This window comes from Pseudomonas sp. TE6283 (assembly GCF_054060555.1).
Window position 1 is genome coordinate 17,021 of record NZ_JBSSDH010000033.1, and the last position, 10,371, is coordinate 27,391.

6 protein-coding genes are annotated in these 10,371 nt (G+C 64.5%); all 6 read left to right on the forward strand.

Translation table 11 applies throughout. The annotated features are described in order from the left end of the window. Positions 1–254: 254 nt before the first annotated feature. The 6 genes from ACVWZ5_RS24785 (at position 255) to mqo (ending at position 10,022) form a co-directional block, all read left to right on the forward strand. Positions 255–2,072, forward strand: a complete 1,818-nt coding sequence (locus ACVWZ5_RS24785) for a hypothetical protein (protein WP_435768231.1) — start codon at positions 255–257, stop codon at positions 2,070–2,072. Between the two features lie 12 nt (positions 2,073–2,084). Then, a complete protein-coding gene (locus ACVWZ5_RS24790) occupies positions 2,085–4,505 on the forward strand; it encodes an SAM-dependent methyltransferase (protein ID WP_186600636.1) in 2,421 nt (806 codons plus the stop codon). Beyond that, a complete protein-coding gene (locus ACVWZ5_RS24795) occupies positions 4,502–5,245 on the forward strand; it encodes a phytanoyl-CoA dioxygenase family protein (RefSeq protein ID WP_051555777.1) in 744 nt (247 codons plus the stop codon). The genes ACVWZ5_RS24790 and ACVWZ5_RS24795 overlap by 4 nt, the downstream gene beginning before the upstream one ends. Further along, positions 5,242–6,408 carry a hypothetical protein gene (locus ACVWZ5_RS24800; RefSeq protein ID WP_457340927.1) on the forward strand — a complete coding sequence of 389 codons (1,167 nt, stop codon included), beginning with the start codon at positions 5,242–5,244 and terminating at the stop codon, positions 6,406–6,408. Before ACVWZ5_RS24795 ends, ACVWZ5_RS24800 begins: the two co-directional genes overlap by 4 nt. A gap of 34 nt (positions 6,409–6,442) precedes the next feature. Beyond that, positions 6,443–8,131: a hypothetical protein gene (locus tag ACVWZ5_RS24805; protein WP_062574870.1), complete on the forward strand. Its 1,689-nt coding sequence runs from the start codon at positions 6,443–6,445 to the stop codon at positions 8,129–8,131. A gap of 253 nt (positions 8,132–8,384) precedes the next feature. After that, positions 8,385–10,022: a malate dehydrogenase (quinone) gene (gene mqo, locus ACVWZ5_RS24810; RefSeq protein ID WP_062360541.1), complete on the forward strand. Its 1,638-nt coding sequence runs from the start codon at positions 8,385–8,387 to the stop codon at positions 10,020–10,022. The last annotated feature ends 349 nt before the right edge of the window (positions 10,023–10,371 follow it).

A 10,371-nucleotide genomic window follows, 5' to 3' on the forward strand; every position in this document is an offset into this window, starting at 1 on the left:
ATTGGCAATTGAACGCTGCTGGCATATCGCCAACTGTTCCATTGCCGTACTCGGCCGCTCGCTATAGTGCATGACACCCTGACTGACAGCCTCAGGACGAGTCTGGATCCCCGACCATGGACGGCATACGGCCCGCATCCCACTGCGTATGCCGCCTGCACGCCTGCACGCTCGCGCTCCTTTCCTCTTCCTTGGCCCGTCGAGTCTCAACCCGGCGCCCTGGCGCTGTTCGAAGGCAAGGGAGATGCATCGAGATGGCCACCTACCCCGTCCAGATCACCAACAACACCAACCTGGCGCTGGACATCTACACCACCCTCAACAAGAACCCAGCGACCGATCCGCCTTCCACCAATCCGGCGGACTATACCGCCGTGTATACCCTGCAAGGCTCGGTGGGCGCCAACCAGAGCACCACGCTGCCACTTACCGAGAGCCTGGCGCGACTGGTGATCGTGCGCCAGAGCGACCAGTTTCCCTTGCTGGTACAGGTGGCCAATGCCTTGCTGCCGGATTCGGAGCAGGTTCAGGTCGGCAACCAGGATGTGACCACGGCCACCTCCGGTTGGGCGTTCTACCAGTCGTTCATCAGCCAGCCCTTCACCCCCACCGCCCTGGAATTCTCCGAGCTGGTCAGTGAAACCCCGGCCAACGCCCTCAACGACAAGGCTGCCTCTTTCTTCGCCGCCAATGGCTACCCCGGGGTGAGTTTCGCGCTGTTCTCGGCCTTGGGCTACTGGGCCAACAACCAGCTGTACGCCTATCCGGGTACCTACTACTGCTACGAGCCGCCCAGCGGCAACTCCATGGGTTTCATCCTGCCCACCACCTCTGTGGGCACGCTGACCATCGCCGGCGGCAAGGCCAACTACAGCCCCAGCGCGGGCGGCGGCACTGCGCTGCAGTTCCAGTACGGCCAGTTGACCAGCCCTGGCGCCGACGACAAGCACGGCTTCAACACCACCGGGTTCATTCGCGACCTCACGTGGGAGGGCAAGCCCGACGTGATCACCTGGGCCTTCGTCGGTACCTATGACGGCCAGCAGTTCATTGCCCAGTCCTACCAGAACCCGCAACTACCCTGGTACGCGGTGGCCTACGACATGGCCTATGGCGCGCTGTTCACCGTGCAGCTGGCGATGACCCTCGACGCCGCGATCAACCTGCTGGGCACCGTGGCCAACGGCATGCAGTGGCTGGCGCAGAACACCGGCAAGCTGATCAGCCGCATCCAGGACAGCCTCAACAGCACCGGTGACACCGCCGGCGCCGGGAGTGGCGTGGGCGACGCGGCGGATCCTGTCAACGTCGACGTGGACATCGACGTGGATATCGACGTCGATGTGGACGTGGATATCGACATCGACATCGATGTGGACGTCGACGTGGATATCGACATCGATGTCGACGTCGATTTCATCGCCGTGGTGGATGTGGACGTGGATGTGGACATCGACGTGGACATCGATGTGGTGACCGACACCGAGACGGATATCGACATCGACGTCGACGTGGATATCGACACCGATGTGAACGTCGAGCCCGGCGCGTTGATGAAGGTGGTCAACGGCGTCGGCAACTGGATCATGACCAAGGCCTTGCCGACCCTGATCGAAGGGGCGGTGATCTACGTCGCCTTCCAGAGCGTGGGCGCGATCTTCCAGGCCTGGAAGAACCAGGACGAGAAGGACATCGAGAACCTGCAACCACGCCAGAGCACCGGGGTGGGCGTGCTGGTCAACTACATGCTGCAGGACGACAAGCCGGTGGCGGCTCGCTGGCAGACCTTCAGCCAGTACGTGGCCGAAGTGCAGGGCGATCCGAAGACCGTCGGGGTGACGATTTCCACGCTGTTGCAGACCGGCAACACCAAGGCCGACAACGATGCGGCCAACTGGCGCTGGTCCAGTGACGACGAGAACCAGGTGGTGGCCAGCATGGCGCCCTACACCGGTGACCAGGCCTACAAGGCCTTCGTGATACTCGGCAACGCCACCTACCAGGGCAAGCCACTGCCGGTGAAGGTGGGGGCGAGTGTTGCGATGAAGTACCTGGCCGCGCAAGGCGCCTGAGGAGCGAACCGCATGAGCATGACGACCCGCAACAACCGCGAACACGCGCAAGCTACCCATTACCCGAGTGCCGAGGAGCACCGTCGTCGTTGGCGGCGGCTGGCCCAGGCCATCGCGGCCAGGGCCGCGAGTATCAGCGACGACCCGGCGCTGCTGGTTGCGCCGCAGCGCCCCGGTACCCTCGAGATCCTCGGCTCGGGCATCGAGGCCTCGGACTTCAGCCGCAGCGACGAGGCACGGATCCTCGCCGCCGACCATGTGTTCTATTGCGTGGCCGACCCAGCCACCAAGATCTGGATCCTCTCGCAGCGTCCGGACGCCTATGACCTGTATGTGCTCTACGACGACAGCAAGCCGCGCTACCTGACCTACATGCAGATGACCGAGGCCATGCTGCATCACGTACGCAACGGCGAGCATGTAGTGGCGATCTTCTATGGCCACCCCGGCGTCTTCGTGCTGTCGACCCATCGCGCCGTGACCATCGCCCGCCGTGAAGGGCATCACGCCAGCATGCGCGCGGCAGTCAGCGCCCTCGACACCCTGTGTGCCGACCTGGGCGTGGACCCCAGCCAACCCGGCATGCAGATGTACGAAGCCACCGACATGCTGATCCGTCGCCGCCAGCCGGACCCGGGGCTGCACCTGGTGCTCTGGCAGGTCGGCCTGATCGGTGAACTGGGCTACCGACGCCAGGGATACCTGAACAGCAACTTCGCCGTGCTGCTCGACTACCTGGAGGATCTCTACGGCCCGCAGCACCCGGTGATCAACTATGTCGGTTCGCGCTACCCGGGGATCGATCCGCTGATCGACCGGCAGACCCTGGCCAGCCTGCGCGATCCGCTGGCGCAATCATGGGTGACCGGTATCTCCACCTTCTACCTGCCACCGCGCACCGCCGGGCAGTCTGATCCGCAGATGCTCGAGCGGCTGGGATTGATCCGCCCCGGCCAACCGGTGCGCGCCGCCAGTGATCCGTTGCGGGTGATCGACCGCTACGACAAGCGTGAACGTCGTGCCTTCAGCGATTTCGCCCGCTTCGATGTGCCGGCCAGCTACCAGTGGCAGGCCGACACCGGTGCCGGGCGTTTCATTCTTGCCTTGTCCGACGATGCCGAGTTGCGCCGACAGTACCGCGACGACCCCCAGGCCGCGGTGCAGGCCTGGGGCGGGCTGGATGCCCGCGAACGGCATCTGCTGGGGCAACGCGACCCGGGCGCGGTGCAACTGGCGGCCAAGGGCGCCGATGCCCAGCGTCATCCCGGCAATCGGGAAGGGGTCGAGCACCTGTTGACCTATACCTCGGCCAGCAGCGCCTTGCACCGGGCGCTCAGCGCCGCCGCGCCGGGCGAACTGCGCGCTGCCGCCGCGGCCTGGTCGCGCAAGGCTGGCCTGAGCATCGACTGGCCGGGCATGAATGCCGAGCTCAATGCGCTGCTGCAGTCGAGCCTGGCACCCTGGAGCGGCTTCTATCTCGACAGCAGTCGGCGCATGAGCCTCTCGTTGTTCAGCCGCATGAAGAATGCCGGTCTGCGTGTCGACCTCGATGGCCAGCCGCTGGTGGGCGTGCGCTACCAGTCGGGCGTGCTGACCTGGAGCGCCGAGGCCGGCAATGGCAGTTCCGGTTACCTGCAATCGGATCTCTCGGTGCAGGGCGGGCGTAGCTGGATCGGGCTGGTGTGGCCCGCCGGGGAGCAGGCCGGGAGCGGTTACAAGGTGGCCTTGCGCGGGCAATCGCTGGCGCGTCCGGCCTGCCTGGCGGTAGGGGATTATCGAGTCGCCGGGGAGGCGCTGCGCATCGTGCCATCGGCCTCGGCGAGCCAAGGGGTGGATGTGTTGCGCGAGGGCGTGGCATTGCCCGGCGAAGTACTGTTCAACGGACGCGACACACGCATCGGTGAGCGACGCCTGGCATTGTCGACGCGTCGTATCGAGGACCTGGCGCAGTGGGCCCAGGGCGCTTACCGCCTGCGCCTGGTGCATGGTCGCCTGGCTGAGTTGCTGGCGTTGCGCCTGGGACCCTACGGGCTGGAGATCGCCGGCAAGCCGGTAACCGCCGAATTTCGCGAGGGACGCATCCAGTGGCAGGGGGGGCCGCCGGCCGTGGAGTCCGGCCAGTTGGACGTGACCCTCGACCCGATCACGCTCAAGCCGCTGTTGCATGGCCAGGGTCGCAGCGCCGCAGGCAGCAAGGTGCAACTGCGCGGCATGGCCCTGATCGAGCCAATGTGGATAGACCAACTGCTTGAGCAGCCACGGCTGGGCTTGCCCGAATGGGCCTGGCAACACCTGGTGGCGGTGATGGTGGCGGCCAGCGACAAGGGCGGGATCTTCCTCTGGCATGGCTATGACCGCGCGCGCGGCAACCTGCGCCTGTTGCGCGATGCGCTGGCGCGGTTGCGCCAGGATGAAATGGAGGATGCCGGATGAACATGCGCGTGCAGCCGTTGCTGGCTGGGGTGGATCGTGCCTGGCTGATGGCCGAGGCCGGTGCCCGGCCCCGGCGCAACCGTCTGGTCCTGGATTACGACACCCGGCGCTTTCCCTTCGCCGCGGCGCTGACGCGGGACGTGTACAAGGTGCAGCGCCTGGACCGGCTGCACCTGTATCTGCGCCAGCACTATCTCGAGCGTGGCCGCCCGGCGCGGCTGCGCCCAAGGGACAACCTGCTGCTCAGCGACATGATGGAGCGTCAGCCTGCCACGGCCGATTTCTGGACCCTCTACCACGCCTTCATGCTCCAGGTGCTGGCGCCATTGGTGGGGCGTGGAATTTCCTATACCAGCCATCCGAAGCTGCGCGTGCACCTGGCCGGCACGCCCAGCGTGAGTTCGTTCCACCACGATATCTGTGTTACCGAGCGCATCGACCAGGTCAACTTCTGGATGCCGTTCACCGATGTCGAGGCAGGCGCCGCCCTGTGGCTGGAAAGCGACTATGGCAGTGCCGACTACAGCCCGGTCAGCCTGCGCTACGGCCAGGTGTTGATCTTCGATGGCGGCTACCTGGGGCATGGCTCGATGCGCAACGACAGCGAGCGTACCCGGGTGAGCCTGGACATGCGCTTCTCCTACAAGAAAGCCACCACCCGCGCCGAAGGGGTCGCCTTGCTCGACCACCTGGCCGGGATCCTCGCGCCTGACAGTGTCAGTGAAGGAGTACCGACATGAACAACCAAGCCTTGCAGAGCCTGCTCGATGGTCTGGTCGATCCCGGCTACGCCACCCGGCCGCCCAAGGCGGTGTCGCTGGTGCACTACGGCCCGGACGGGGTGAACGTCGCCACCCGGGGCCGGGCCGAGTACCACGCCCAGACTGATGGCAGCCTGGAGGTGCGCTACCGCTCGGTGGACGGCGGGGGCATCCCCCATGCTGACAGCCATCTGCTGATCGATGCCCAGGGGCGGGCGCGTTCCTCGATCACCCGTCTGCTCGATGACCAGGGCCAGGTGCGGCGCTCGGTGTTCGGCCAGTACGATGCCCTGCACCTCACTGCCGCCGGCACGCCATCCCACGGCCTGGCCACGCTGTCGGTAAACGATGGCCAGGGGCGTCTCGTCCACCAGGCGCAGATGGCCTACGACGAGGAATGTTATGCCAGCTACAGCACCCGACAGTTCGATGCCGATGGCCGTCTGTCGGGGCGCACCTGCGTGTCCTATGGACAGGCACAGATGGCCGGGACCCGACTGACCGGGGGCATGCTTGCCGTAAGTCATTCCGATGGCCGAGGCACACGGACCTACAGCGCCAAGTCCTACCTGGGTTCCACCGGGGTGCCTTACCAGGTGATCGGCACACGCTACATCGAAGGCGGCAATGCCGTGCTGGAGCACATCAACTCCGACTACGGCGGGGTGCTGTTCGACGCCCGCCGCCAGGTCCATGGCGGCGAACTGGTGGTACGCACCTATGCTGCCTGCGGCAAACCCCGTAGCGCCACGGCCCTGCGCTATCGCCAGGGGCAACTGGTGGGCCGGCAGCGGCTGGACCTGGAAGGCGTCATGACGGTGCTCAGGCCTGCGCCGTTGCTCTGCTCCTGCGCCCCCTGGACACCCAACCGTGCCGCCGATCGCTGCAGTGTGCAGCGGCGCCAGGACGGCAGCCTGTTGCAGCGGCGCGAAGACTGGTTCACCCAGCCGGGCAGCAGCGGCACGCCTCGCCGCACCCTGGTGACCCTGTATGCCCGCGACGGCCAGCGTGCGATCCGTGTGACCGATGTGGACTATGCCGGAGCGCAGTTCGACAGCCGTGGACTGCCGGTCGGCGGCAGCATCCTGTCCACCCACTACCAGGCCGGGGTGCGCAGCGCCACGGCGTGCATTGCGTATTGATGTGTCATTCACCGCAACCAGCAAGGAGAGCAACGTGAACACTGCCAATACCGCCAAACTGAGCACCGCCACGCAAATCAACGAGACCGTCAAGCTGAGCAACCAGTCCGGTGTCGATGTCGTGGTGCTCGATGCCCATGCCGCCAGCGGCACCAGCGAACAGGGCTACCTGCAGGACCTCAAGTTCCTGTCGATGGCCAGCGGCAACGTGCTGAAAAACGGTGCCAGCACCACCGCCACGCTGCATGACACCTACGTCAACAGCCAGCACCAGACCGCCGTTTCGCATCTCTACAACCTGCTGGTGTCCAGGACCGACTCGTTGTTTCCGGTGATGACCGTGGGCGAGCAACTCGACTTCAACACCGAGACCTACCCCGACATCAATATCACCGCAGCGGCGGCGAAGAACATGCAGACCGCCCTGACGTTCTGCCAGAACATCATGACTTCGCCTTCGTCGCAGATGTCGGCCAACTTCCAGTCGGCCATGAAGGATGCCTTCAGCAGTGGTTCGGTCGCCGATGGCAATGCCAAGATGGCGGCGTTCTTCAACCAGTATCCGACATTTGCCGGCCTGGACTTCCCCAGCTATGTCGCGGTCAGCACCTGGATGCGCGGCTTCGCCTATCTGTGGGGAATGAACGACCAGGGCAAGCCGGGCGCGACCTTCTATGTGTACTCGGCGGCCACCGGGCAGAATGCCAAGGGCGCGACTTCCGAGGGCACCATCACCTTTACCCGCAAAGCCAATGCGCCATCGCCAGCCGACCCCACTGACCGTCAGAGCGCCTATACCATCACCCTCACGTCCCAAGGCAGCAGCAAGACGCTGCAGTTCTCCAATGGCCAGCTGATCGACAGCAGCGGTGGCGCCATCACCCTGAACTGCACCTTCGGCTACAAGGGCACCTTCACCGGCAAGGATTCGGACACCACGGCACTGACCTTGCTGGCCGGCACGATGCTGGGCAAGTCGGTGATCGCCATCCCGCTGGCACCGGAGTCGGGCTGGGACAAGTTCTGGTCGAACCTGACCTTCGGCACCGTGTTCAAGTACTTCATGGAAGCCATGGGGCTGTGGATGGCGCTGGACTTCCTCAAGCAGAAACTGACCGCCAAGAACGACAAGCTGGCCGAGGACAAGGCCAACGAGAACGATGGCAAGGACCCGACTTCCGAGCAGGTGCAGGAGGCGCAGAACGACGGCCAGCAGGTCGGCGACCAGGCCCGTGCCGACAACCAGGCGCAGCTCGACAACGCCTCGGGCGACGTGCAGGCCGAGGTACCGAGCGAGGCGGATTTCTCTTCCTCGGTCAGCGAAGTGCGCGCCAGCGGCAGTTCGGCCTACAAGTCGGTGGCCAGCGACAACACCGGCGGGGCGATTGAAAGTGCGGCCGAACAGGTAAGTGATTTGGCCGAAATCGAAAACACCGACCAGTTGCAAGAGGCCAACGATGACCTACTCGAGGCCAAGGGCCAGCTCGATGCTGGCGACATTTCGTCGGCCAACGCCAACGTCACCACTGTCAACGAGCAGTTGCCGCAGATCGTCGAGGATATGGGGAGCGCCGTGAGTGAAGAACTCGCGGAGCAGGTGAAGGAGGCCGTGGAGGTGCAGGCCGAGGCGACCGAGCTGTCCGAAGAGGTCAACGACACTGCCGAGGAAACCGAGGGCGGCACCGAGGAGCCGTTCGAGGACGGTGTGTTCCCGGAGGCCTGAGGTAGTGCAAAGCGGCGCGGCCCACCCTGATGCGAAGTGCCGCATTGACAGGGTGGGCCGCGTTTGTTTGTGCTGGCAATTCGGTTACAATCCATAAATCGTTTCAGCCTTGTCGGTCAATCCGACCAAAGGCTGGCGCGTCCAATGTCTCTCTGGCTGCTGAACAATGATCACAACAAGCCTGCGCTGAAGAACATGGAATACCTGGGCCAGCCACAGGCCCACCCTCCGTTCTACTGACTGGAATCGATCAATGTTCAAGAAAGCTGGCAAGACCTTGCTGGGTCTGGCAGTCGCGGCGAGCTTCATGCAAGCGCACGCCGAAGACACCAAGAAAGTCGACGTGCTGCTGGTTGGCGGCGGCATCATGAGTTCCACCCTGGCGGTCTGGCTCAACGAGCTGGAGCCGAGCTGGTCGATGGAAATGGTCGAGCGCCTGGACGGCGTCGCCGAAGAAAGCTCCAACGGCTGGAACAACGCCGGTACCGGCCACTCCGCGCTGGCCGAGCTGAACTACACCCCGGAAGACAAAGACGGCAAGGTCAACATCACCAAGGCCATCGAGATCAACGAGTCGTTCCAGATCTCCCGTCAGTTCTGGGCCTGGCAGGTACGCCAGGGCGTGCTGAAGAACCCGCACTCGTTCATCAACACCACCCCGCACATGAGCTTCGTCTGGGGCGATGACAACATCAAGTTCCTGAAGAAGCGCTACGACGCCCTGCAGGCCAGCCCGCTGTTCCGTCCGATGCAGTACTCGGAAGACCACGCGCAGATCGCCAAGTGGGTCCCGCTGATGATGGAAGGCCGTGACCCGAACCAGAAGCTGGCCGTGACCTGGACGCCGATCGGCACCGACGTCAACTTCGGTGAGATCACCCGTCAGTTCGTCGGTCACCTGAAGACCAAGGAAAACTTCGACCTGAAGCTGTCCAGCGAAGTGCAGGACATCACCCGCAACGAAGACGGCTCCTGGCACGTCGAGTACAAGAACCTGAAGGATGGCACCGAGCACGCCACCGACGCCAAGTTCCTGTTCATCGGTGCTGGCGGCGGCGCGCTGAAGCTGCTGCAGAAGTCGGGCATCCCGGAAGCCAAGGAATACGCAGGCTTCCCGGTGGGCGGCTCGTTCCTGGTGACCGAGAACCCGACCGTTGCCATGCAGCACATGGCCAAGGCCTACGGTATCGCCTCGACTGGCGCGCCACCCATGTCGGTTCCGCACCTGGACACCCGCGTGCTGGACGGCAAGCGCGTGATCCTGTTCGGGCCATTCGCCACCTTCTCGACCAAGTTCCTGAAGAACGGCTCGTACCTGGACCTGCTGAGCAGCACCACCACCCACAACGTCTGGCCGATGGCCCGCGTCGGCATCGATCAGTACCCGCTGGTCGAGTACCTCGCCGGCCAGCTGATGCAGTCCGACGACGACCGTTTCGCCGCCCTGCAGACCTACTTCCCGAACGCCAAGAAGGAAGACTGGAAACTGTGGCAGGCCGGTCAGCGCGTGCAGATCATCAAGCGTGATGCCGACAAGGGCGGCGTGCTGAAGCTGGGCACCGAGGTCGTGGCTTCCGAAGACCGCACCATCGCCGGCCTGCTGGGCGCCTCGCCAGGTGCCTCGACCGCCGCGCCGATCATGCTCAACGTGCTGGAAACCGTGTTCAAGGAGAAGGTCGCCACCCCTGAGTGGCAGGCCAAGATCAAGGAGATCGTCCCGAGCTACGGTACCAAGCTGAACGATTCGGCCGCCGCCACCCAGAAAGAGTGGGACTACACCGCCGAAGTCCTGCAACTGGAGAAGCCGCCGGTGATCGACCAGAGCGTCAAGACCAGCGTGGCGCCAGCCGCACCGGTCGAGAGCAAGCCTGCGAACGACATGGCGCTGTAAGGCCCCTGCTTGCCGGGCTCGCCCGGCAACACCCACCACGAGGATCGCCCCTGGCGGCCTCGTGGTTTTTTTGTGCCTGAGTTTTGCCCGAGCCAGGGGCCGGTAGGAGGCCGCCCAGCCCTTCGGGCTGCGCATTCATGCAGGGAAGCATGCCCCTGTGGGAGCGGCCTTGCGTCGCGAAAGGGGCGCGCAGCGGCCCCAGGTTCCGAGCGACAATCGAAATTGCTGGGGCTGCTGCGCAGCCCTTTCGCGACGCAAGGTGTTCTGGTCAAGTTTTTCCGGACACCGATTACGGTGATCAAGCCGCCTGCTGCTCCATGGCTATTGGCGACAGGTAGTTGTTGTAGCT

Bases quoted from the DNA above. Each gene is read 5' to 3' on its own strand.
- ACVWZ5_RS24785 (WP_435768231.1), top strand. From the start codon at position 255: ATGGCCACCTACCCCGTCCAGATCACCAACAACACCAACCTGGCGCTG.
- ACVWZ5_RS24790 (WP_186600636.1), top strand. From the start codon at position 2,085: ATGAGCATGACGACCCGCAACAACCGCGAACACGCGCAAGCTACCCAT.
- ACVWZ5_RS24795 (WP_051555777.1), top strand. From the start codon at position 4,502: ATGAACATGCGCGTGCAGCCGTTGCTGGCTGGGGTGGATCGTGCCTGG.
- ACVWZ5_RS24800 (WP_457340927.1), top strand. From the start codon at position 5,242: ATGAACAACCAAGCCTTGCAGAGCCTGCTCGATGGTCTGGTCGATCCC.
- mqo (WP_062360541.1), top strand. From the start codon at position 8,385: ATGTTCAAGAAAGCTGGCAAGACCTTGCTGGGTCTGGCAGTCGCGGCG.